A 23806-nucleotide genomic window follows, 5' to 3' on the forward strand; every position below is an offset into this window, starting at 1 on the left:
AATCGACTCACTCCTAGACGATGTAATCTACATATAAGGACTTGTTCACATTCGTTAACGAAATTTTGATGCGATCGTTTTTCTTCAACTCTTTGCCTTTGCTTGCATCGAGTACACGCCCTGCCTTTTCGATTCGGCAGCTCGAACGGTTTTCGATGATCAGCGTATCGTTTTTCCCTGGTAAAAAGATGACCTTCTCTGTCTCCGCAAACTCAGGAGCGAGCTGCAAGAGCTGGTGGAGCTTCACTTTTCCTTTGAATGCGTTCAGTTTCTTGTACTGCGGATTAGACTTTTCGCCTGTGTCCTCATCCACGATCTCGATGGCGATTTGGCCAGCGAAGCCCTTGTTCGCCTTGCGATAGATCGACAGTGCGTACAAACCTGCACCGATCAACAGGAGGAGAAACACGGTACCTCCTACTACGGTCATCCATGGAAATGGTTTCGATTCTGCATCAGGATTAGTGGTTGTGTTCGGCTTGTTCGCTCCAGAGCCTGCCGTTTTGGCAGCATCGACAAGGAGTGGCTTCGTCTCCCGGTAAAAGCTGGTGTCTTCTGCCTTGATTTTTATCTCGTACGTATGGTCAACCGGGATTGTGAAGCTGCCTTCGAACCCGCTGCCCGTATTGTTCAGGACGACCTCATTTGTCTTATTATCCGTCTTGTCATTGACGATCAGTGTCGCCTTCATTTGCTTGTACAGATCAGGACTCGCTACCTTCTGTCCGTTTGAAACAAGTGCTGCCTTGATCGGTACGACATCGCCAGCCTTGAAGCTCTTGGATGTGACTGGCTCCATCTCCAATTGCAGATCGTAGTTGAAGATGAGGTTAATATCGATTTTTTCCTTTGGGACACCTTTTACCTGTAGCTTCCAATCTCCCTGCTGTGGCTTGACCAGCTTGATCATCGTGTACGCATTGGATTTCGACAGTCTCACCTGGTTGGAAGGGATTTGTACTTCCTTGCCCGCTGGGTCATACAGCTTCACTTCCACTGCTTTTTGCGACATGATCGAGATGTTGGCTTCCATGACACTGCCATTCGGGATTGGGATCGGAATCTCCTGAGCTTGACCGTTTGCGACGAAGCTTTTAACCGGGACAACCTTTAGCTTCAGGTGATTTGCAAAGATTTCGCTCAAAATTTGCGGGAGCTTGTCCGCTGTACTCGTTTCGAAAAATTTACCATTTGTCTCCGCAGCTATCTGCTGTAGTGTCGTGCGGTTAAGCTGACCGTCTGCATTCAAGCCAATCGTGTAAATCGGATAGCCCTTGTCTTTGGCCTCTTTCACAGCTTGCTGCAGCTCTTGATCAGACTGTGTTTGGGTACGGCTTGATGCTTTGTTCAGATAGTTGTTTCCGTCTGCCAGCAGCACGATGATCGGCGCATTGTTTGGATTGCGTCCCGCATCAAGGATTTTTACTGCTTCGGTTACGCCTACTGCAATATCGGTGTAGGCCCCTTTTTGCAGGCTGTCGATGAAGGCTTTGATATCGTTCTTGTCTTCTTCGGAATTAATCTCAAGCAGTGCTTTTTCCCGCTCGATCTTGTCGGTATAGGCGACGACACCAACCTTGTTCGCTTGGATCGACGTCATGTCGACGAACATTTTCATCGCTTCATTGCTGACTTTGTTCTTATCGCTTTGGGTCATGGAGTTGCTGACGTCCACGACCAGGACAGCGTCCATATTGTTTCCGCTTGTTTGCGCAAAGCCCGGATGAGTGACGGAGAGGACACTGACCAAGAGTAGGGCAAGACATGCTACGTATCGACATAACATTCGGAATCGTATTATTTTCATAAGTGCTCCTTTTCTTGTTCGTTACAAAGAATTTGTGAAGTGTTGCAAAGAAAGTAAGACTATGACACTATTACCACTAGATTCAAGAAGTAGTAGACAGATGATAAAAAAGTACTAGAATGATTGCCCCTTACTCGTAATACGATACGACATGATTCTTTGTTACAGATTTCGACAACTTCGTTAGGAGAAATTTTATGTTAACTTACTTTCTGTTGTTTGCGGCTTTTTTGCTGCTAGCGGTCCGATTCCTCAAGCTGCTGCGACTAAAACGGCGCAATCTCTCCAACGCCGAAATCGATCAGCATCTTCATGCCTTACTGAATGAGAAGAGGGATTCACCATGAGAAAACGAATCGGCGTACAATTTCGCAAAACCCGTAAAACCACTCATACGTATGAAAGAATTCAAGCGTGCACGCGATGCCATACGTATCATGTCCTGTGGGAGACACATTGTGAGACCTGCGGGAGAGCCTACACACCGATCCGCCAGGTTTCCCACGCTGTGACGCGCCGCTATGTGCAGACGCGCTTTTTGCTCTTGGGCTTGTTCGTCTGTCTTGCTGTCCTTTCTGCGGATACCCTTTTGCAATTAGCTCTCGCAGGAGGTATTGGTTGTGTGTTGTTCGTCTTGTTTTTCATGATGCAGAAAAAATACGGCAGCTATGAAAGAGACGTACAATTTCAACACTTTTTAACGAGAGAAATGGAGACGATCAAGAAGTCACTTCTCCATCATTTAGAGGAAGTGGGCAACGACGTCAAAGAAGGACACCTCAAGGAAGCCTATGAAAAAACGAGAGAGATCGGGCACTTCATCGATTCCGATACGATCAAGATACGCAAGATCATGTTCCTCAATCATTACGTCCTGCGCAAAGACATGGAACTGGAGCTCGAAACGCTCATCCCGTCTATGTACGACAAGGACTTCATGGAGTATGTGCGGGAAGTCATCAAGGTCCAGCCTTCGCTCGTCAAAAAGTCCGTGCTTACCTATGTCAGACGTTATAAAAAGCAAATATTGTTGCTGGAAAACGGGGATCAACTCATCGGTCAGGTGGCAGGTGCAGCGCTCCGCATGAAGTCGTATGTGGATGAATATCAGGATCTGATTATCGAATTTATCGATTTTTTGCCTCGCGAGCGCCTTCTGCGATTGGCAAAAATGGTACAAACCCATAAGAATGAAGGTTGGGAACAACTATATCATTCTACCAAAAACAGGGTGGATACGCATTACGCCTTTGACCCGGATTTCAAAGGCATACTGTGAAGGAGGAGCCTTTTATGCTGCCTATCTCTCCCTATCATAGGTCCCTTTGGGTACGTAATATTTTTCTCGGACTCTTTGCCTTGGGTTTGATCGCCGTTCTGTTCAAGCTCGGATTCGGATACAAGCAGATTACGTTGTATAAACAAGCAAAGGCGTTTTACGAACAAAAGAACTTGCTGCAAGCCGAGGAAACCTTTTCTCGTGCGCACGATATGGCTGTCCTGTCCTACGGGGATGACGAATGGAATTCTATCATGTTCCTACTGACTTCGATCCGTACTGAGCTGGAGGGGCTTCAACAGCAATCGCTCGCGGCCATTTCGGAAAAGAAGGTCGCAGAAATCGGCGCGGTCTACGAACAATACCAGGCAGTCAAACAGAAATATCAGAATCAAAAGGACGTACCGGGGATGTTTTTCCAGCAATTGTCCGCTCAGATGGGGATGGATAAGAGCTTTTCCGATTATTACTTGAATGCCTTGCAAACAGCGAAGGCTCAGGCACAAGCGAATCTCGAAAAGGAAAAATATCAGGACGAATCTTTCATTGAAATACTCCTTGCCATTCCAGATGAATACTACGGCGGCAAAAAGAAGAAGCAGGCAGAGCTCACGGCCTTGTTCCAGGACTATGAAAAGACGAAGCTACGGAAATTGATCACTTCTGCTCCTTTTGAAGAAGTCATCACCAAAACGGCTACAAGCATACGTCATTACGAAAAACTGGGTATTGAAACAGATTGGTTAGTGGGTCAGTTGGAAAAGTATGCGCTAGCTGAAATCAAGGAGGTCATTCGTTCAAAGGATTTGAGTGCCTTCGTTGACATGGCAGCCGCCTATCGCAAAATCGAGGATGTGCTGTCCAGTGATTCACCTGTCCTCGATTCGATCACCCGCTATCTGGAAGGCAAGCTCAAGCAGGCAGAACAATACATCAAGTCGTTCGAGTTCACCAAAGCACGTGAATTGTACGAACAGTTGAATCCGCTCCAGGATACAGCTACACTCCTGTCCGATCTGGAAAAGCTCTGGTTGGAATACGATCCAGCACGCTTATTGCAATTGAGATATCCAGACAGAACGTTCACCGACATGCTCTCTGGCACAGATCGCTGGGGAGCAAAGCTTTACGCATTTGGACTCTCTGAGGCAGATCAACGTCTTTATTTCGCAGCGAAAATGCCAAATGACTCGATCCTCTATTTGGATCAGTCGCTCGATGCAGACATGAAATCGGCAAAGGCTAAGATCGACGATACTCTCGGAACTAAAGAAAAGCCTGTGATTATCGTGAGTGCATCCGGCAAGGAGCGTGCTAACGCCTACACGGCACTCTCTCCGAATTTGACAAAAGAGTCACTTGATAAGCGCTTTTCGGTTGAGGCTGATGAACTCAGCGTAGAGGACTCCGAGCATGTGATCATGAAAAATGCGGTAGGCAAAGGGGAAAACGAAATCGCTTTGTTCAAGCTCGAGGACAATGGCTTGGCTTATATGGAAAAGCTGGCTGACTTGGAGGAGGGTTCCGAAGAAACGACCGAGGGAACCGGGTCAGAAGAAGCGCCTTCCCCTGCTGACGGCACAACAGAAGCGACGGATAAAACTCCCCCTGCCACTCAAAAAATCGATGTTTTTGCAGGACCCGGTGAAGAATATGAGAAGATCGGTCAGGTAGCAGCAGATGGTTCCTTCCAAGTCATCGCAGATCTGAATGGCTGGTATCAGATTGTGTTTGATGGAAAAGAAGGCTGGATACGCACTGCCGAATCAACGCCGTAATCTGTTTGCTGAATTAGGAGCTCCCCCTCGCGATCATGGCATACCTTCCTTGATCTGCGTCGGGAGCTTTTCCTCATTTTTCCGCGTTGCGTTAGGTATCAGATTATTCTATAATTTGTTTTTATTTTATAGACAGATAGGAGTGAGAAGAGATGTTTGGAATCATTCATTATGAAGCATTTCTGATGACCGCGATCATGTTGAACCTGATACCCGGCTCAGACACGATGTACATCATCACCCGCAGCATTTCGCAAGGAAAACAGGCAGGTATTCTTTCGGTTCTCGGCATTTTGACAGGCTCACTCATTCACACGCTCTTGGCTGCTTTCGGCTTGTCGCTCATTTTGGCGCAGTCCATCGTGCTTTTTAACATCGTCAAAATATTGGGCGTCGCCTATCTCGTCTATTTGGGCATTCGGATGCTCATGACGAAGGAATCACCAGTTTTTGACGCAGCCGATTCCAAGAAGGTGAAGGGTGAAAAGGTCTATCTGCAAGCGATCCTGACAAGTGTCATGAATCCAAAGGTCGCCCTGTTTTTCATCGCCTTCCTCCCGCAATTTGTTAGCGCGACGGAAGCCGGACCACTCCCTTTCCTTATTCTTGGTCTTACTTTTACCGTTACGGGTGGCATCTGGTGTAGTCTCCTCGCCCTGTTTGCTTCCTTCGCTACACAAAAATTGCGCAATAACCAGAAGTTCTCTGTCATTCTCAACAAGCTGACGGGGATTGTTTTTATCGGGATGGGGTTGAATTTGTTGCGGGCGAAAGCGAATCCTTAGGAGGTTTGTCTATGAAAAAGATTATTTCAGTACTCGCACTCATTCTTTGCTTTGCTTTTTTACCTGTTCAAATGATTGAAGCACATCCAGGCAGAACGGATGCGAATGGTGGGCACACCTGTAGAACAAACTGCGAAAAATGGGGATTACAGTATGGAGAATATCACTATCACAACGGTGGCGGCGGCTCTTCCAACAGCCAAGTGAAAAAATCGGCCCCTCCAAAGCCAGCGGCGCCCCGTACACAACCTAAAATACTACCTTCAAAAACAATTGTTGCTGTAGACAATGCTAACGTTTATTCTGCTCCATCCCTTGACTCTGTCGTTACTGCAACCCTATGGTATGGTTTTGAAATCAAAGCATCCGGTACACAGCCAGAATTTATCGCCATGGATCAAGGTTACGTTTCCAAAACAGTGGTCACCTCTTATACACCAATTACTCCCAAGACCGTTAAAATTCAAGGAGAGAAAGGCTACTTCTTCTCGACCCCTTCCACAGAAAGTCCAGGCAGGGGCTACGCTGTCAGAGATGCACTTGTTCAAGTAGTCGGTGAACGTGGAGATTGGTATTACGGCTCCACCATCGATGGAAATGGGAAGATTTTAGTTGGATTTGTTTCGAAGAGCGTCGCCTATTAACTATAGAAAAAAGACCGAAAAAGCCAGGCAGGAGATTCTTTCTCCTCTGGCTTTTTTCATGTTCAGAAATTGTTTAGGTCGAAAGATTATGATACTTCTAGGCATTTTTTCAAAATTGGAACAGCGGTGAATCTGTTGTTCCCGACTAGCAAGATTTATACAACGAAGAATGACTGGCTGAAAAAAGTTTAGTGTAACTAAAAATTAAGGCAAGGGGGGAAAGATGAATTGAGTTAACGGTGCGAAAAGGGAGTTGAAGAATGTGCGAGTGCTGTTAAGTGCTGGGTTTATCCTGGCAGGCTTATTCCTCCTTTTCTATCCTCAATGGGAAACGGCGGTCTCTGCACAAAAGCAAGAACAGCTCATCGAAGCGTTCGAACAACTGAGCAACGTCAGCGAGCAAATAGAAACGGCTGCATCCGAGGACCCACCAGCTCCTCAGATACAAAAGCCGCTCGCTATGTTGGAAGGTGCCAGAGGCGTGATTCGGATTCCCAAAATTGATCTGGAAATGATGATTTATGAAGGCGCGGACAAGCATGCCTTGAGTAAAGGTGTTGGCCTGATCGAGCCAGAGAAGGAATTCGGTGTGAACAATGTTGGACTGGCAGGTCATCGCGGGATTACTCATGGTAAGCAATTCAATCGTTTGGACGAACTAGCACCTTATGATGAGATTGAGATCAGGACGAAAACGGCAACCTACCAATTCGTTGTCGTGAAAGCCTTTATCGTAGATCGTACACAAATAGAAGTTCTTGAGGATCAAAAGAAGCCATTGATCACCTTGGTCACATGCACCCCTGTTGGAGCAAAAGATCCGAAGGACAGACTGATCGTTCAAGCTGAATGGAAACAAACGACTTCATCTCAGCCCTAACACTTCTTACTGAAAGAAAGAATGAGCTAGTTTGATTACGTACAGGAGGAGCATATGCAAAGGAAATCTTGGGTCGTTGTGGTGGCACTTTTGCTCATCATCCAAAACTTTTTCGGTTTCACGACAACCACGTATGCCCAAACACAAGATGAGGTTGTCGTTGGCAATAGTGGGGAGCCGGGCACGGGCAACCCTACTGATCCGGGCACAGGAACTCCTACCGATCCGGGTACAGGAACTCCTACCGATCCGGGCACGGGCAACCCTACCGATCCGGGTACAGGAACTCCTACCGATCCGGGCACGGGCAACCCTACCGATCCGGGTACAGGAACTCCTACCGATCCGGGCACAGGAACTCCTACCGATCCAGGCACAGGAACTCCTACCGATCCAGGCACAGGAACTCCTACCGATCCAGGCACAGGAACTCCTACCGATCCAGGCACAGGAACTCCTACCGATCCAGGCACAGGAACTCCTACCGATCCGGGCACAGGGACTCCTACCGATCCGGGTACAGGAACTCCTACCGATCCGGGCACGGGAACTCCGACTACGCCACCTGTTGAACCACCAGTTCCTCTACCAGAGGTACCGGTACCAGTTCCAGACCCTGAAGACAACATCATCAAAGACAACATCATCACCAGCGTAGTCATGAAGGACAAAGACGGAAACAACATTGAAGACATCCGCCCTGATCAAGGCTCGCGTGTTCAAGTTGATTTCACTTGGAAAATCCCTGCTGGACATCCTTACTCAGAAGGTGCCACCTTTACCTTCCCTCTCCCAGATAAGTTTCGGACCGATCGCGTTTTGACCGGAGATCTGAACGGAGGATACGGCACCTATGAAGTAACAACAGATGGCACCGTCACTTTCATTTTTAGTGATAGCATCAATGACGGCGCAGAGATCAATGACGGAACGTTCTATGTATGGCGGGAATTTGATGAGAAAAAATTTGAGGGCGGCACGAGACAGGAAATCGATTTTAAATTCGATGGCATCGCCCCGATCTCTGTCCATTTCAAAGGCAAAAACAACAATGAAATCGACAAGAACGGAAAAGCAAACAAGGGCATGAATCCTAGCCACCTCGACTGGACCGTCGATTTTAACATGAGTGAAAATCCGATTAAAGGCGCTGTCTTTACGGATGAGATTCCAAGCGGTCTGGACATCGACATGAGCTCGATTAAGGTTTTTCCATTAGAAGTTCAGTTGAATGGCTCTGTTAATCCAATGGCTGAGGTAACTACCTTCACTCCTGAGAAATTGACAGAAGGAAATGGGTTCAAAATTAACTTTGGCGACATCGACGGTGCTTATCGGGTCACGTACAAAACCAACGTCACTGGTACGACAGATACAACCTACACGAATAAAGCCACTGTCACAGGAACGAACCTTCCAAAGGATTTAATCGATTCCGCCAATGTCCCTGTTCGATTCAGCCAGCCTTTGAACAAAAAAGCGATTGGCTATGATTACAACACGCAAACAATCACCTGGGCTATTCAGTACAACTACAATGAAAAACTGATCAAGCAAAGCGATGCATGGCTCGAGGATCGCTTCGATACCAGTCATCAAGAGCTCGTGAATGGTTCTTTTACCGTTCATAAAATGACCATCGGCGACAACGGAAACGGAACAAAAGACGGGGCTGCCATCAAAGGGTACAACGTAACCCCATCGGATACCGGCTTCCGCTTGGAGTTTGACCATGACGTGTCAGCAGCTTACGAAATCACCTACCAAACCAAAGCCAAAAATCGGATCCACCAAGACAGCTACCTCGTGAAAAATGAAGTAGAGATCTATGATGGAACCAAAAAAGATGCATCCAGAGAGATCACCCAAGCAATCTTCTGGAAAAACGCCAAAAAGGAAAAAGTCGATTACCTGAATAAAACGATCGAATGGACGCTTAGTCTAAACGAGGACAATCAGGTGATGGATGAAGTCGTCATTACCGACAGTTATGCGGGACAAGGGCTGACTCTTCTTCCTGACAAAGTAAAAATCAACGATTGGACAAAGGATTTGGAAGAAGGCCCTGACAAAGACTACACCATCTCTCCGAATCCAAAGTACGAGGAAGGATTCAAGATCACCTTCCACAAACCAGTCACAAAAGCCCTTGTGATTACGTACCTGACGAAGTTCGATCCTACTTCCAAGGACCGTCCATCCGCGTACAAAAACAAGGCTGAACTGAACTGGAAGGAAAACGGGAAAGCACAAGACCCCATCACGAAATCCGCTACTGTTAAACCAGACAGCTACACCAGCAATAACGGCAACAAAACAGGCGCATACGACGCCCGCACAAAAGAAATCACATGGACAATCGATGTGAACTATAACCTTCACAAGATTAACAACGCGATTATTCGGGATTTTTATACCGGAGAACAAACTTTTGTGAAAGACTCGTTACGAGTGCATAAATTGTTGCTTACAGGTGGAGCAGACGGCGTGAAAGTGGTCGAAGGACCAGTTGTTCCTATCAAATTCGACCCATTAACCAACGGTTTTGAACTGCATCTTGGAGAGATCGACTCGGCCTATCGCATCACGTACACAACCAGTTTGGCTGATCTCCCTGTCGGAGAAGTGTACGAAAACAATGCCACTATGCATGATAGTGACATAACAGGCACTCCACTCTATAAAGGCAAGACGACCGTGAGACCGGCATACGGTGGGGAGTACGTCCTCAAAACAGGCGTACAGGGTACAGGAGCAGATTCAGAGTATGCAACATGGACAGTAAAAATCAATCCGAGCCAGTCTTACATTTCGGCAGGTGCTGTATTGACCGATACGCTGTCCAGCAATCAAATTCTGATGAAAGATTCCTTCAAGCTCTTTACGACAACCGTCTCTGAATCCGGTGCCTTGGCTATCGGAAAAGAAGTGGCAGTCGAGGACTACACGTTAGAAGTGGTCGGCAACACCTTTAAACTGACTTTCAAAAACGACCTGCACACTGCCTACATCCTGGAGTACCGCTCCTTTATCAATGCTGATCATGGAGAAATCATCAAAAACGAAGCCTCTTTTGCAGGGAAAAAAGTTGTAGGTAAAGGTAAAGACGGACAAGATGGTGTCAAAGTCAGCTTGTCGGGCGCTGGTGGCGGAGCCGGCACACCTGGTAAAGGCGACTTGAAAATCGTCAAAACAGACGCAGATTCGAAAAAAGCATTGGCAGGAGCCACGTTTGGTCTGTACGACAAGACAGGAAATACCTTGCTGGAAACAGTCGTGACCGACGAAAATGGCATTGCCACCTTCAAAGGCTACAAATTTAAAGCGTACAAGCTAAAAGAACTATCCGCTCCTGTTGGCTACGTCATCGCAGACGAGTACAGAAACGGAAAAGACATTACGTTAAAAGCTCCTGAAGGTGCTGACCCTGCCGCTCCAGTTACAATCGAAATGACCATCGGGAACAAGCTGCTCCGTCAAGGATTTGAGTTAACCAAAGTTGACGCGGAGAATACTGGCAAAACGCTGGAAGGCGCTGTCTTCAATCTGCAGGTTGAAAAGGGCGGAGCGTTCGAAACGATCGCTGAGCTGACAACCGGCTCTGACGGAAAAGTTTCCAAAGGCGATCTGGCAGAAGGAAACTATCAGCTAGTCGAAACGAAAGCTCCGAAGGGTTACAAGCTGGATGCGACTCCTATTTCATTCAAAATCGCCTCCAATCAGACAGAAATTGTGACCCTTACGAAAAAGAACGCCAAAAATATCGGGTCTGTTCAATTGCTGAAAGTGGACCACTACACCAAAGAACCACTTCCTGGCGTAACCTTTGAGCTTCAAGATGCCGACGGGAAAGTACTGCAAAGTGGACTCACAACGAATAAGGACGGTATCCTTCTCCTCGAAAACCTGAAAGCAGGATTCTACCAGCTCGTGGAAACAAAAGCCCTTGCTGATTATGAGCTTGCTGAACCACTGAAATTCGAAGTGACAGAGGAAGGAACTGCCTCTCTCACGTTGACCAACAGATTGAACCCAGGATCTGTGAAACTGACCAAAGTAAGAACAGGATACCCAAATCATAAACTCAAAGGAGCTGAATTTACGCTCCGGGATGAACATGGTCAGGTAGCCAAAGATATGAACGGTCAGGAGCTTACCAAGCTGACTACGGATGGCAACGGAGAGCTGATTGTTGAAGGCCTGAATCCGGGCAAGTATGAGTTTATCGAGACAAAAGCACCTGCTGGTTATGTAAAAAGCAGCAAGCCGATCGAGTTCGAGATTAAAAGAAACCAAGTAGCTGGCGACCATGTGCTCGTCACTGTCGAAAATGACGTGACCTCCGGTGGTGGCGGCGGTGGCGGTGGCGGAAATCCTGATCCAAAACCGGAACCAGAGCCTGAAAAGCCAGAACCAAAGCCAGAGCCTGAGCCAGAACCTAAACCAGAGCCCGAACCGGAAAAGCCAGACAAACCGGAGAAGCCAGACAAACCAGACAAACCCGATAAACCTGACAAACCAGATAAACCTGGCAAACCGGATCAACCTGGCAAACCGGATCAACCTGGAAACCCAGACCAACCTGGAAACCCAGACCAACCTGGCAGCCCAGACCAACCTGGCAACTCGAATCAACCGGGCACTCCTGATGCAAACAACAACACCACGAACCCCAACACTTCAGAAGAGCTGAATCAAACAGAAAATACGACCAAACCAAACGATTCGGGAGCTGCCAATAACTCCAACGTCTTGGAAACCAGCAACGAATCTCCATCAACAGGCAAAGTATTGCCGCAGACTGGAGAACAGGCTAACCCACTCCCTATCGTTGCGGGTATCGTTTCGATCTTGATCGGTATTTCGATCATGTATCGCAGAAGCAAAAAAGCGTAGCTCATCTAAAGGACCAAGTCCAGAGATCTCCCTGGCTTGGTCCTCTTTTTTCTCCCTACTCTAGCAATTGCCGGAGAAGCGGTTCACTTTTATATAAAATCTCCAGATGTGTCGCCTCTACGTAATAACGCTCACCTTCCAGCGCGAATACGCTGCTTGCCATGACATTCCCATCCCCAGCGTCACTATTGATCGAGCCCACTACTCTTCCATCGACCCATTTATCGGGAGACAGCGAAGGGACCGTTCGCAGGTAATGAATCGTTTCATGTCCGATGCCAGCTACCAGCGTGACGCGAATATTGCGGGCTGCGATAATCCCCATCGTTGCGTTCAAGTAGTCCATGTATTGATTTTTCACGACCATTTGCCCATAAGGTACGAAGGCTTCTACCCCCTGGTTTTTCTCCAGCAAATAATCACCGTATGCTGCTGACGGGGTAAGGTCAAGGAGACTGGGGAAGTGTCTGTGAATAGCTTGTATACGATGAAAAGGGATGCTTTGCTCCATATAGGCCAGATATACATTCATGTATAGTTCCACGACATTTCTTTTGGCAGAAACAGAGCGGGGCAGCTTCCCTCCTGCCCAATAGCTGTAGGCGACAGGCGATCCTGCGTTGGGAGTCGCAAAAATGAGCAACTGATCCACATCGTTTTGATAAAATTCGCTCTGGACATACGCTCTAGCAACAAGGCCCCCCATGCTATGGCAAATGAGATTAACACAAGGGGAGCCTGTCGTTTGCTTCGCTCGCTCGATAACAGGCAGCAAAAAGCGCTCGGCGGAAATATCGATCTGCCTTCGCCAATCATAAAAGGCTACAAACAATTGTTCATTGAGGGGGTAACCCATTTTTCCAAGCAAACGGATAAATGGCTCATAAGCCGTTCGGGCAAATCCGAAGCCCCAGTCACCAGTACCCGGAATAATTCGATCACTCATCGACCCAAACAGCCCCGGAACAAAAACAATCGGTGCCTTCTGCGCAAGAAATGAACTCATGCTTGCACTCCTCTCCCTCACTTTTGTCCCATGACTCGAAGGAAAACAACATATGCTTTTGCCTATGTCAGATAAGCTTGGGAGGTTCCCTTTCTTCATGAGTTTCGTCATTTTTTTCCAAATCGGAGCGAATCGTTACAATAATCTTCCCACTTGAGCGTAACAAAGCGATATAATTAAGCGTCTAACGAATTGGCTAATGTATTAAGCAAATCTATACTTGTCGGAGGATTGGCAAAAATGAAGGTACGCAAGTGGTTTATGCTTTTGCTAATGTTCGTACTATGTATTCCAACGATGGGGATATCCGTGCAGGCCGCGCAGACATCCTCTGGCATCAGCATCTATTTGGACGGGCAACAAATCAAAAGTGACGTCGCTCCGTACATTGTTCCAAAAGCAGACGTAACGATGGTCCCAATGCGGGTGATCGGTGAAAATCTGGGAGCCGAAGTAAATTGGGAGCCAAAGTCTCAAACCGCAACGATCAGTAAGCAAGATACCTTGTTGTCCTTGACGGTTAATCAAAAGAACGCTCTCGTGAACAACAATAGCGTCCCACTCGATGCTTCTGTTCAGAACAAACAAGGAAGAATTATGGTTCCGCTGCGTTTTGTCTCTGAGCAGTTGGGCCTTACGGTAAAATGGGAAGACAAAACAAGAACCATTCGCCTGCAAAGCGGAAACGTCGCTACCATGACGCCGCCGCCACAGGATGTATTGAGTGAGACTGGCGGTATGGAACCAGGCACACCTGTGGTGACAAACGGAGATTTGCGCGGGGTATGGATATCTACGGTCTACAACTTGGACTGGCCTTCTTCTGGTTCTTACGGAAACCCAGCAAAGCAACAACAAGAATACATACAGCTGCTCGATGAGCTACAAGCGATGGGAATGAACGCTGCTTTCGTGCAAGTTCGCCCATCTGGAGATGCTTTGTATCCTTCTACGCTCACACCATGGTCGAGATTTTTGACGGGAACTCCAGGGAAAGATCCTGGATACGACCCCCTTGCTTTTATGGTAGAAGAAACGCATAGACGCGGGATGCAATTCCATGCTTGGTTCAACCCGTTCCGTGCCACTACAGATGCAAAAACAGACCAATTGCCAGCAAATCACGTGATCAAGCAGCACCCTGACTGGATTGTGAATGCCAACAAAAAGCTGTACATCAACCCGGGTGTTCCGGCGGCACGTCAGCAAATTATCAATGAAGTAATGGAAGTCGTGCAGCGCTACGACATCGATGGTGTCCATCTGGATGATTATTTCTATCCTTCCAATGTCGCCTTTGCAGACGATGCAGCATTCAAGGCTTTTAACAGCAAAAAGATCGTGTCCAAAGCAGACTGGCGCCGCGATAATATCAATCAGTTTGTTCAACAATTGAATCAATCCATCAAGAGCGTCAAGCCTCACATTCAGTTCGGGGTCAGTCCATTCGGTGTATGGCGTAACAGCAACGTCGATCCGACTGGCTCCGATACAAAAGCTGGCGTTACTGCTTATGACCACATGTTTGCCGATGTGCGCACATGGATTCAACAAGGATGGATTGATTATGTAACTCCACAAATTTATTGGAGCTTTTCCTTCGCCCCTGCCCAATACGACAAGCTCGTCACTTGGTGGGCAAACGAAGTACAAGGCACGAACGTCAAGCTCTACATCGGTCACTCCCCTTACAAGCTGGGAACGGCTGAGGCTGGCTGGCAAAGTGCCCAAGAGATTATCAACCAGTTGAATTACAACGCGATGGTTCCTCAGGTTCAAGGCAGCATTTTCTTTAGTGCCAAGGACTTGCGAAAAAATCCATTAGGTCTGCTCCCAGCTCTTAGCAGTTATTACAACCGCTAAATAAATTACCCCCGAATACTTGTAGCAGAGCATACTTGCTACATGTGTTTCGGGGGTTTTTCTTCTACGTTGTTATTTTTTACTGCCGACAAGCCTTTCCAAACGTCCGTACTGTATACAGCCTCCGGATTGGCATCATCTCCAGACCATGCACTGGTAAAAATGTAGTCTCCCGCAAAGTCCGGTAGTGTATCAAGCGAGACCTCCGCCCAGCCTGTATTGCTATCAATGGTTTCTTTTTGTACGGCATTCGGAGCCTTTAACTGGAATTCGCCGTAAAGGATGTCTCCACCCCTTCCAAAGTTGTGCCCAAACGCATCAGATCCCCTTGGCGTATGGAATCACTACCGTTGGAGCTATTTTAGTAAAGTACTTTTTCTAGCGATGTTCCGTCGCCCACGCTTTCGATACCATCCAGCTTCCCTTTAAAATACGGGTTTCCCATAGCATGGTCCGTGATACCATTTATAACCCGGCATAAAAAAATGCCGCGAAGCATGTTCGCGACATTGGTAGCTTTATTTTTTCGGCATCATGGCATTTACAAACTCGCTGATGTTTCCTTTGGTCAATACATCCCCAGTCGCGACTACTTCGTACTGCATTTTCCTGCCAGCGTACTCCATCACCCAGACGATGCTCTTGTCAGTCCGGTCTTTTTTGACTTCCTCTGAATAGAGCACCTCGATTTGTCCTACTTTGACTACCTCTTTTTTCTGTTGATCCAGATTGGCTACATAGGTTGTACTTCCTTCTACTCCCTCATAATTTGTGATGTTCAAATTAACATAGCTTTCTCCAGATTGATATGTCGTGTACAGATACTCCAATTCATTTGTCCACGCCAACGGCTGCATGACGTATTCTTTGTTCTCTTTTTCCGCCTGCTGATACAAAGAGGTTTTGTTATATTCGTTCTTGATGCCAAACTCGAGTCGGGCATCCAAAAAAGCATGGCGTCCCGGTAAAGTTTCTGGCAAGAATATCTGATCTCCCACTTTCTGTTTAACATCAGCCAAAGTCTTATAATCAAATGGAGCCGTCATCGTCACGATTTGTTTTTGAGGATTGTGAGGAACGATGTAGACAGCTGCGGCAGTTCCTGGCTCCATATTATCCTCGATTTCCCAACGTTTATTTAAGAAGGCATCCATTTCTTGATCTGGCTCTTTTACTGTTTTGGCGCCTGATTCTTTTACATCTTTCTCTTGATACAGCACCTCACCTTGCGGGCTCTTCAACTGATAGAATTGAACAGCAGCATACCCCGACGAAATACTTGCGATTAATCCGATCGCAACCAAAATGCTCACCTTGTACTTCACAAAAAATCTCTCCTTCTCTCGTTTGATTTTTGCCATTACTTGATGGCTAATATCAATCTCCCGCGGGATACGCGGGTCGTTGAACAGGTCCTTAATACTCTCGTGCGATTTGTTTCGACTCATCGTGAGCTGACCCTCCCTTCCCTAAAGGAGAATAAGCGGATCGGAACTTCGATGCCGTACGCTCGAATTTTTTGCGCAGACTCGCAGCGTTTTTGTTCATGATCAAGGAAATTTCCTCGTACGTCTTTTCTTCCACGCCTCGCAGCAAGAGAAGCGTTCTTTCCTCTACCGAGAGTGTCTGCATGGCAAGAAATACATCCTCACTAAAATAAACATTTTCAATATGCAGCTCGATGTCTGATTGAGACTCTTTGTCCTGCATCAAAAATGGCAACAACTTTGTCCATTTCCTTTTTCTGATGAGATCGATGCAGTGGTGATAGGCAATTTTATAAAGCCAAGCTGCGAACGGCATAATTGGACTGTATTTTTTCAAATTGCGATAAGCCTTGAAGAAGACCTCCTGTGCGGCATCTTCCGCTTCGCATCGATTCCCCAAGATGTGATAGCAGTAGTGAAATATCGGGGTTTGGTAGCTTTTCATAATGATAGCGTAGCGGTCATCCGCTCCCTGAATGATCTCATCCACGAGTTCTTCTATCTGTTTCGTGTCCACTCTCTCCCTCCTTTCAACTGGTATAACGCACCATAACACCCTGTATGTGACATCGCACGCAAAAAAATGCCGCGAAGCATGTTCGCGACATTGGAAGACCTTATTTTTTGCCGAGCTCCGGCTTGTCTTGGTAAAAGAAATTCGGCGTATGGACTGTGTTGTCGTACAGACTGTGAAAAATGTGTGTAGCTGTTCCGGAGATCGGTGGAACCAGCCATGTCCAGTCACCAGTAACGGCTCGACCACATTTCTCTTCTCTTTCCTCAAATCGCTTGAATTGCTGGCTCGCTGTATGGTGATCGACAATCGATACTCCTTTTTCCTTGAAGGAATGCAGGACGGCTACGTTCAGCTCGATAAGCGCTTTGTCTCTCCACAGCGTCACTTCCCTACTCGTATCAAGCCCCATGACCTCTGCGACCTTTGGCAGCATGTTATATCGCTCTTGATCGGCAAAATTGCGCGCACCGATCTCCGTACCCATGTACCAGCCGTTAAAAGGCGCGGCCAAATAGTCGATACCGCCAATCTCCATGCGCATATTCGAAACAATAGGAACCCCGTACCATTGCAATTCCAAGTCAGCAAAGCCCGGCAAATCGGGATGCACGATCGGCACCTCCAAGACCAGCTCCTGAGGAATCTCAAAAAACTGCGGCGTCCGATCTCCAATTTGCACGACAAGCGGCAAAACGTCGTAGTTTGTGCCTTTCCCTTGCCATCCCAAGCTCTCACATAGCTTCGTCAGCGAAAGCGAAACTGGATCACCCAATACGCCGTACTCTGTCTCGTATCCCGCGTAGCGAATCAGTTGGTCATTCCAGATGCGCATGGGGAGTCTGCCTGCTACAGCAGGTGCAAATACCGTAATGGTCGGGCGAATTTTCCCTCCATTGGTGGCAAAGTCGATGTGGCGGAGCATGGCCTGCGCCATCTCTTCTTCTGTTTCGACATGCCGCTCATCTATCACCACTAACGATTCCCAAAAGAATCGCCCAATACATCGATTGCTATTGCGCCAGGCCATTTTTGCTCCATGACGAAGCTCCTCGGCCGTATGCTCATAGTATCCCTGCTGATGAATCAGCTGTCGTACTTCTTGCAGTCGTTGCTCGGTTTCGTCCGTTGTCTTGTCCAGTTCACGATAGCATGTCCGGATAAATTGCTCTGCCGCTTCCATCAATTGAATTGGTTCCATATTACCCTCTTTTCACGCTGAAGGGTGTCACTTCGCTGTTATTTTCTTCATCGTAGAATTTTGTTACCTACATTATAAAATTACTCATGCTTGATTACCAATCATGTAGGCATATGGACACATATCTGTAAGAAACACTTACGGAAAAGCTCTCCTAGTTCAAAAGTTGTAACGTCACGGTCTTTTCGCCGATGAATAAATAAAGATTACCCAAAGTAGGTAAAGAAAGGCAGGAAGGGATATGAAACGCCTCATCCTCTTATTAGCACTTATTATTGGACTAACGACCTTTCAGCAACCTGCAGCACTGGCTGCACCAGCATTTAAAGATGTCGATCCCAAGCAATATGGCTGGGCAATGGACGCTATCTCCTTCATGGTAGACAAGGGGGTCGTCAGCGGCTATCCCGATGGAAGCTTTCAGCCGGGAAGATGGGTGGACAAAGCTGAAATGACGGTGATGATCTATCGCCTGTTTGATCGCTACAGACCTTTCGATCCGAATGGTAACTACTATGTCCCACATTACCAAATTGATCACTTTGCCGATGTGCCGAAAAACCACTGGGCCTATAAGGAGATCAGCTCAATCGTGACAATGGAAATGTGGAATGCAGTTTTTCCTTCTCCAAACGGCTACAACTTCTATCCAGATTCCAAGTTAAATCGCATCGGTACAGTCAACGTCCTCCCTGTTTGGTTGCTAGAAGGCGAACTCGATGACCCTGCCGTGGTTCAGACGATTATGTCTATGCGTGATATCCCCATTATCATTGCTCCTGATACAGATTTACCGTCTAAAGTCGATTTACTCTCAGATGGACGCTTTGGCCTTGATGATGACGGAAAAAACCGGACGAACACACTTTTTCCTTTCATCGTCAAGAAAAATGGGGACTTATATCGCTTCCATGATACCTACAGCGTAAATACTTCGTACAACATCGCTCTCTTGCAAGAAAAAGGGATCATGACCGCTTGGAATGGCGAGTTCGAGCCTAACGAAATGTTAACCCGCGCAGAAGCAGTAACCATTTTGTACAGAATGTATCTGGATATGAAGGAATTAGGCAACCTGCACTTACACTCGAGCAAATAGAAGATCAAACTCGTTACTCAATAAAAACACCTCCACTTCCTCAACCCGGCATGGAGGTGTTTTTATGTAGATGAAAAAAAGACAGGTGCTTCCACACCTGCCCATTCTCCTAAACATTCATATGATTCCACATCTCCGACTTACTCAATGAAACAGCATCTGCTCCACCCTTCAACGCTTCATTGACCTGCTCCATATTCCAAATCAGCCCGCCCAAAATAATCGGCTGCGACAAATGCTCCTTGATATACGAAATAATAGACGGCGCTATCCCCGGCATGATTTCAATCGCATCCGGCTGGTTTTCCAAGACGTTTTTGATCGTCGTCGTGAGAGAGGTCGAATCGATCAAAAAGACTCGCTGGATCGTCAGCATCCCTTCCTTTTTGGCCGCGCGAATCATCGGTCCTTTGGTAGTGACAATGCCTGTTGGTTGGATATAGGTGGACAAGAAACGAAAAGCCTCTTTGTCATTGGACAAGCCATTCATGAGGTCTGTGTGCAAAAAAATCGGCTTGCTCGACTGACGGATGGTTTCAGCTTCCTCCATCAGCTTGGTCAGCTTTCCGTACATCAACAGGATCGCACAAGCTCTGGACGCCATCGCCTCTCCCAAGCGATCCTGTTCGGTTGCCGCAATAACCGGATTCGTTTTCAAAATCGTTTGCATGTCCATGTTATTTGCCTCCTGCCCTCAGTAGCCGTTCCACACTTGCCTCAGCGCAGGCAAGCTGCTTGGTCTCTACAACCCAATGACCCGCAAATCCGTTGTCTTTTAAAAGTGACAGGATAGGCTCGAACGGGATCGTTCCTTCCCCCACTGCCAAATGATCGTCGAGCTTGCCAAAGTTATCACTCAGGTGCAGAGCGGATAAATAAGGGAGCACCTTTTGCAATGCATCGATCGCATATCCCGGACGAATCAAATGGGCATGGCCTACGTCATACACGATCCGCACACGAGACGAATCGACATGCTGGCATATACGCACGAGATCCTCAACGTTCCACCCCAGCACTTTTGGGTAAGGGGGAACATTCTCGACCGTCAGTATGGTTCTGCTCTCTGCGGACAGCTCAGAGGTCAACACGTGGATTGCCTGACTCACATTTTCCACACCTCTAGCACGCTCTGATTCCGCGAGTCGATCTTCTACTTCCCCCGCATGCATCACGACGTGGGTGCAGTCGAGAAAGCTGGCAATCTCCAGGCAGCGCTTCATCGTGTTCAGCGTTTGATCCCGGGTTGATCCTGCATCCGCCGCCAGATTGCAGCCACTAATCGGCGCATGAATAGACCAAGCAATCTCTCCCTCGTTTCCCTGCTGCTTCAACTCTTTCAGCCGCTCCCAGGACCAGTCCAATAGGTCGGCATGATTCTCTTCACACATAATCTCGATGCCCTTCCAGTCTTTTTGCAAAAGCTGAACAATCGCATCACGCAAGGATAGATCAAATAAGGCATAGGTGGATACGGAAAACGAGCCCTTGTCTCTCATGATTCATGACCCTCCCTCTTATTTCACGCCGGAGTGGATGAAGCTGTTGATAAACTGCCGCTGGAACAACAAAAATGCCAGCAACAACGGAAAAATCACCATGACCGTCGCTGCACTTACCTCGGCCCATTGCGCCCCCGTCTCAAACGATTGGGCAAAAATCGCCAGACCGACCGTCAACGGACGATTTTCCACGGAATTCGTAATTATCAGCGGCCACATGAAGTTGTTCCAATGGTAGCTGACCGAGACCAAACCAAACGCAATGTAGGTCGGCTTCGCTAGCGGAACATACACCCGCCACAAAATCTGGAACCAGGAGCAGCCTTCCATCCGTGCCGCCTCCTCCAGCTCGTGCGGGATTGTCTTGAAGGTCTGTCGCAACAGAAAGACCCCGAAGGCCGAAGCGAAATACGGCAGCATAATGCCGATTTTGGTATCCAGCAAAGACAAGTCACGCAGGACGTTGTAGTTGGGGAAAATCAAAATATCCGCCGGGACCATCAGTTGGACCAGGAACAGGACAAACAACACATCCTTTCCCCAAAATTGCAGCTTCGCAAAGGCATAGGCCGCCAGTGTAGCCGTGATCATTTGCGCCACCAAAATACCGGTCACGATCAAAAAGGTATTGATGTAGTACTGGTCAAAGGGTGCTGCGTCCCACACCTTCGCAAAGTTATCGAGTGTAAAATCTGCACTGAGCGACCACGAAGTCGCCAGCTCCCTCGGGCGAAAGGAAGTCCAGACCGCCCAGAGCAAAGGAAACAACCAGAGAACGGCCAAGCCGTACATTCCAACCGTTGTGATTTTGCGAAGCATCTGCCATCCCCCTTAGTTGTAGTGAATCTTTTTATCCATACCAAAAAACTGAAAAGCAGCAACTAACAAGAGCAGCACGACCATGACAATCGTCAATGCCGAGGCCATTCCTTGATCCCAGAAGGAAAACGCCGTCTCGTATATGTAGTAAAGCAAGAGATTGCTGGCATTATCCGGCCCGCCTTTGGTCATGATCACCAGATGGTCTACCAGCTTGAAAGAGTTGGTGAAGGCGATAATACTGACAAACATCGTCGTTGGCATAAGCAACGGAAAGGTGATGCGGCGAAAAACCGTCCACGATGATGCCCCTTCCATGGAGGCGGATTCGTATAGCTCCTGTGAAATGTTTTGCAGCCCTGCCAAATAGAAGATCATGAAATAGCCCGCTTCCTTCCAAATGACCATGAAGATCATCGCCCACATCACATTTTTCTGATCGCCGAGCCAGTTCATGTCGCCTTTTCCGAACCACTCCATCACATGACTAAGCGCACCGTACTCCGGTGTGTAAATAAACAGCCAGATGTTCGCCACGGCAATCATTGGAACAACTGTCGGGTAAAAATAAGCCGTGCGGATAAAGCTCTTCCCTCGTAATGCCTTGTTGGCGAACAGAGCCATACCCAGCGCGAGAGCCACACTCGTCGGCACCGTTCCGATAGCAAACCAGATATTATTGGTCAGCACCTTCCAAAACACTTCATCTTCCACCATTTGTTTATAATTATCTATCCCGTTAAAAAACGGCTCTGGAGAACCCAGATCCGCTTGATGAAAACTGAGTATGAACGTTTGTATAACCGGATAGAAGGTAAACAACAGCAGGAAGATGAGGGAGGGAAGGAGCAAGAGCCAGGCGTACATGTTCACTTTCCATTTTGCGCGTAGTTCCCCCATTGTCGCTCCCCCATTGCCTTGCTTGATTTATTTGTTGAACGGCGCCAGCATCTTGTCCGCTTCTTCCTGCGCTTTTTTCAATGCTTCCGCAGGCTCGGATTGACCCGTGATCACGGATTGCAGCGTGTCGTTCAAGAGCTTTGTCACTTTGCCGTTATTGTGTGTAGACAGCTCAGCATGTCCGTATTCCAGCTGGTCGCGAGCCACTGCTGCTGCAGGGAAGTCTTTGACGTATTGCTTCATCGTCTCTTCCTCGTAAGCAGATTTGCGTGTCGCAACATAACCCGTATCGACACTCCACTGAGCAGCGCGCTTAGGCTCGGTCATAAAGCGAATAAACTTCCATGCTGCTTCCTGTTTCTTTTCATCGGTTCCTTTGAACATGTAGAAGTTACCGCCACCTGTCGGGCTGCCGTAGTTCTTTTTTGCTGGCAAAAACGCTACGCCAAAATCAAACTTCGCGCTTTTCTTCACGTTCGTCAGGTTCCCTGTCGTATGGAACATCATCGCCGTTTTGCCTTCTAGGAAATCAGAAGGCACAGTCGCCCACTCGTTAACGCCTTCAGGCATGACTTGATGCTTTTTGGACAAATCTACCCAAAATTGCAGAGCTTCTACATTTTCTGGCGTATCCAAGAACACTTTTTTCCCATCTTCGGACATCAAGTTCTTGCCGTTTTGCAGGGCCAGCGCTTGGAACATCCAATACGTGAAGCTCGAGGAAGGAATCTCTACGCCGTAGCGTCCGTCCTTTTTCAATTTGGTAGCGTACGAAACCAGCTCATCCCAGGATGTTGGCGGTTTTTCTGGATCGAGGCCGACTTCCTTGAACGCGTCCTTGTTGTAATAGAGCACGATGGTGCTGCGTTGGAATGGAATGCTGTAAGTCTTGCCGTCTACCTGGGAATTCGCCAAGAAGCCCGGGAAGAAATCATTTACGTATTCGCTACCGCCATCCTTGGCAATGAAGTCGTCCAACGGCAGAATTGCGTCCATGTCCATCATCGTATGTAGCTCAGTGGAGAGCATCACCGCTACGTCGGGAGGAGTTTTGCCTTGTACAGCCGCCTGTACTTTTGTCGTTGTATCCTGATAGCTCCCCGTATAGACTGGCTTGACTGTGATATCCGGGTTTTCTTTGTTAAATTCCTCTGCCATGCCGTCCACGATCTTGGTCAAAGGACCGCCAACCGCAACCGGATAATAGAAGGACAGCTCTGTTTTGCCTGACGAATTGGCTCCTTGCGCCGCGTTGTTCGTGGACGAAGAATTGCCACTGGAGCAACCCGTGATCAGACTCATACTCATGACGACCGCAAACAAGCTTTTGACAACTTTACGCATCG

General features: G+C 47.6%; 20 protein-coding genes. 9 read left to right on the forward strand and 11 right to left on the reverse strand.

Annotation, left to right across the window (positions count from 1 at the left end):
- Window positions 1-13: 13 nt before the first annotated feature.
- The gene (locus tag HP567_RS01460; RefSeq protein ID WP_173610264.1) at window positions 14-1807 is read right to left on the reverse strand and encodes a vWA domain-containing protein; all 1794 of its coding nucleotides are present in this window, start codon (window positions 1805-1807) and stop codon (window positions 14-16) included.
- Window positions 1808-2004: 197 nt separating this feature from the next.
- Between HP567_RS01460 and HP567_RS01465 the strand changes: the two genes are divergently transcribed.
- From HP567_RS01465 to HP567_RS01495, 7 genes are all read left to right on the forward strand, one after another.
- A complete protein-coding gene (locus HP567_RS01465) occupies window positions 2005-2154 on the forward strand; it encodes a hypothetical protein (protein WP_007724683.1) in 150 nt (49 codons plus the stop codon).
- Window positions 2151-3086, forward strand: a complete 936-nt coding sequence (locus HP567_RS01470; RefSeq protein ID WP_173610263.1) for a hypothetical protein — start codon at window positions 2151-2153, stop codon at window positions 3084-3086. The genes HP567_RS01465 and HP567_RS01470 overlap by 4 nt, the downstream gene beginning before the upstream one ends.
- A gap of 14 nt (window positions 3087-3100) precedes the next feature.
- On the forward strand, window positions 3101-4864 hold the full coding sequence (locus tag HP567_RS01475; RefSeq protein WP_173610262.1) for an SH3 domain-containing protein: 1764 nt from the start codon (window positions 3101-3103) through the stop codon (window positions 4862-4864).
- Between the two features lie 152 nt (window positions 4865-5016).
- Complete coding sequence (locus tag HP567_RS01480) at window positions 5017-5649, forward strand: LysE family translocator (RefSeq protein WP_173610261.1); 633 nt, start codon at window positions 5017-5019, stop codon at window positions 5647-5649.
- A gap of 11 nt (window positions 5650-5660) precedes the next feature.
- On the forward strand, window positions 5661-6293 hold the full coding sequence (locus HP567_RS01485; RefSeq protein ID WP_173610260.1) for a YHYH domain-containing protein: 633 nt from the start codon (window positions 5661-5663) through the stop codon (window positions 6291-6293).
- A 262-nt stretch (window positions 6294-6555) separates the two neighbouring features.
- On the forward strand, window positions 6556-7173 hold the full coding sequence (locus HP567_RS01490) for a class D sortase (protein ID WP_173610259.1): 618 nt from the start codon (window positions 6556-6558) through the stop codon (window positions 7171-7173).
- Window positions 7174-7227: 54 nt separating this feature from the next.
- Window positions 7228-12069, forward strand: a complete 4842-nt coding sequence (locus tag HP567_RS01495) for an LPXTG cell wall anchor domain-containing protein (protein ID WP_229087839.1) — start codon at window positions 7228-7230, stop codon at window positions 12067-12069.
- Between the two features lie 55 nt (window positions 12070-12124).
- Here HP567_RS01495 and HP567_RS01500 read toward each other — a convergent pair whose 3' ends face one another.
- The gene (locus HP567_RS01500) at window positions 12125-13075 is read right to left on the reverse strand and encodes a lipase/acyltransferase domain-containing protein (protein ID WP_173611791.1); all 951 of its coding nucleotides are present in this window, start codon (window positions 13073-13075) and stop codon (window positions 12125-12127) included.
- 240 nt (window positions 13076-13315) lie between these two features.
- Between HP567_RS01500 and HP567_RS01505 the strand changes: the two genes are divergently transcribed.
- On the forward strand, window positions 13316-14938 hold the full coding sequence (locus HP567_RS01505) for a family 10 glycosylhydrolase (protein WP_173611790.1): 1623 nt from the start codon (window positions 13316-13318) through the stop codon (window positions 14936-14938).
- Between the two features lie 38 nt (window positions 14939-14976).
- Here HP567_RS01505 and HP567_RS01510 read toward each other — a convergent pair whose 3' ends face one another.
- From HP567_RS01510 to HP567_RS01525, 4 genes are all read right to left on the reverse strand, one after another.
- Window positions 14977-15222, reverse strand: coding sequence for an ABC transporter substrate-binding protein (locus tag HP567_RS01510; RefSeq protein WP_370648062.1), 246 nt, complete (start codon window positions 15220-15222; stop codon window positions 14977-14979).
- 234 nt (window positions 15223-15456) lie between these two features.
- Window positions 15457-16386: a hypothetical protein gene (locus HP567_RS01515; RefSeq protein ID WP_229087841.1), complete on the reverse strand. Its 930-nt coding sequence runs from the start codon at window positions 16384-16386 to the stop codon at window positions 15457-15459.
- Window positions 16355-16942 (reverse strand): RNA polymerase sigma factor, encoded by a 588-nt coding sequence (locus HP567_RS01520; protein ID WP_173611789.1) that lies wholly within the window; start codon window positions 16940-16942, stop codon window positions 16355-16357. The genes HP567_RS01515 and HP567_RS01520 overlap by 32 nt, the downstream gene beginning before the upstream one ends.
- Window positions 16943-17042: 100 nt before the next feature.
- Window positions 17043-18140, reverse strand: coding sequence for a nitric oxide synthase oxygenase (locus HP567_RS01525; RefSeq protein WP_173611788.1), 1098 nt, complete (start codon window positions 18138-18140; stop codon window positions 17043-17045).
- A 241-nt stretch (window positions 18141-18381) separates the two neighbouring features.
- Between HP567_RS01525 and HP567_RS01530 the strand changes: the two genes are divergently transcribed.
- Window positions 18382-19239, forward strand: a complete 858-nt coding sequence (locus HP567_RS01530; protein ID WP_173611787.1) for an S-layer homology domain-containing protein — start codon at window positions 18382-18384, stop codon at window positions 19237-19239.
- A gap of 109 nt (window positions 19240-19348) precedes the next feature.
- Here the strand turns inward: HP567_RS01530 and HP567_RS01535 are convergent, their stop codons facing one another.
- From HP567_RS01535 to HP567_RS01555, 5 genes are read right to left on the reverse strand one after another with little or no spacing between them, the layout of a single operon-like run.
- Window positions 19349-19915, reverse strand: coding sequence for a glycerol-3-phosphate responsive antiterminator (locus HP567_RS01535; RefSeq protein ID WP_173611786.1), 567 nt, complete (start codon window positions 19913-19915; stop codon window positions 19349-19351).
- Between the two features lies 1 nt (window position 19916).
- The gene (locus tag HP567_RS01540; protein WP_173611785.1) at window positions 19917-20738 is read right to left on the reverse strand and encodes a sugar phosphate isomerase/epimerase family protein; all 822 of its coding nucleotides are present in this window, start codon (window positions 20736-20738) and stop codon (window positions 19917-19919) included.
- Between the two features lie 18 nt (window positions 20739-20756).
- A complete protein-coding gene (locus HP567_RS01545) occupies window positions 20757-21560 on the reverse strand; it encodes a carbohydrate ABC transporter permease (protein ID WP_047070123.1) in 804 nt (267 codons plus the stop codon).
- Window positions 21561-21572: 12 nt separating this feature from the next.
- The gene (locus HP567_RS01550; RefSeq protein ID WP_047070124.1) at window positions 21573-22460 is read right to left on the reverse strand and encodes a carbohydrate ABC transporter permease; all 888 of its coding nucleotides are present in this window, start codon (window positions 22458-22460) and stop codon (window positions 21573-21575) included.
- Between the two features lie 27 nt (window positions 22461-22487).
- Window positions 22488-23804, reverse strand: a complete 1317-nt coding sequence (locus HP567_RS01555; RefSeq protein ID WP_173611784.1) for an ABC transporter substrate-binding protein — start codon at window positions 23802-23804, stop codon at window positions 22488-22490.
- Window positions 23805-23806: the final 2 nt, after the last annotated feature.

This window comes from Brevibacillus sp. M2.1A, assembly GCF_013284355.2.
In the GTDB taxonomy this organism is placed as follows: Bacteria; Bacillota; Bacilli; order Brevibacillales; family Brevibacillaceae; genus Brevibacillus.

Bases quoted from the DNA above. Each gene is read 5' to 3' on its own strand.
- HP567_RS01500 (WP_173611791.1), bottom strand. From the start codon at position 13,075: ATGAGTTCATTTCTTGCGCAGAAGGCACCGATTGTTTTTGTTCCGGGG.
- HP567_RS01550 (WP_047070124.1), bottom strand. From the start codon at position 22,460: ATGGGGGAACTACGCGCAAAATGGAAAGTGAACATGTACGCCTGGCTC.
- HP567_RS01485 (WP_173610260.1), top strand. From the start codon at position 5,661: ATGAAAAAGATTATTTCAGTACTCGCACTCATTCTTTGCTTTGCTTTT.
- HP567_RS01535 (WP_173611786.1), bottom strand. From the start codon at position 19,915: ATGGACATGCAAACGATTTTGAAAACGAATCCGGTTATTGCGGCAACC.
- HP567_RS01495 (WP_229087839.1), top strand. From the start codon at position 7,228: ATGCAAAGGAAATCTTGGGTCGTTGTGGTGGCACTTTTGCTCATCATC.
- HP567_RS01545 (WP_047070123.1), bottom strand. From the start codon at position 21,560: ATGCTTCGCAAAATCACAACGGTTGGAATGTACGGCTTGGCCGTTCTC.
- HP567_RS01515 (WP_229087841.1), bottom strand. From the start codon at position 16,386: ATGAGTCGAAACAAATCGCACGAGAGTATTAAGGACCTGTTCAACGAC.
- HP567_RS01465 (WP_007724683.1), top strand. From the start codon at position 2,005: ATGTTAACTTACTTTCTGTTGTTTGCGGCTTTTTTGCTGCTAGCGGTC.
- HP567_RS01525 (WP_173611788.1), bottom strand. From the start codon at position 18,140: ATGGAACCAATTCAATTGATGGAAGCGGCAGAGCAATTTATCCGGACA.
- HP567_RS01460 (WP_173610264.1), bottom strand. From the start codon at position 1,807: ATGAAAATAATACGATTCCGAATGTTATGTCGATACGTAGCATGTCTT.
- HP567_RS01530 (WP_173611787.1), top strand. From the start codon at position 18,382: ATGAAACGCCTCATCCTCTTATTAGCACTTATTATTGGACTAACGACC.
- HP567_RS01505 (WP_173611790.1), top strand. From the start codon at position 13,316: ATGAAGGTACGCAAGTGGTTTATGCTTTTGCTAATGTTCGTACTATGT.
- HP567_RS01555 (WP_173611784.1), bottom strand. From the start codon at position 23,804: ATGCGTAAAGTTGTCAAAAGCTTGTTTGCGGTCGTCATGAGTATGAGT.
- HP567_RS01475 (WP_173610262.1), top strand. From the start codon at position 3,101: ATGCTGCCTATCTCTCCCTATCATAGGTCCCTTTGGGTACGTAATATT.
- HP567_RS01470 (WP_173610263.1), top strand. From the start codon at position 2,151: ATGAGAAAACGAATCGGCGTACAATTTCGCAAAACCCGTAAAACCACT.
- HP567_RS01540 (WP_173611785.1), bottom strand. From the start codon at position 20,738: ATGAGAGACAAGGGCTCGTTTTCCGTATCCACCTATGCCTTATTTGAT.
- HP567_RS01480 (WP_173610261.1), top strand. From the start codon at position 5,017: ATGTTTGGAATCATTCATTATGAAGCATTTCTGATGACCGCGATCATG.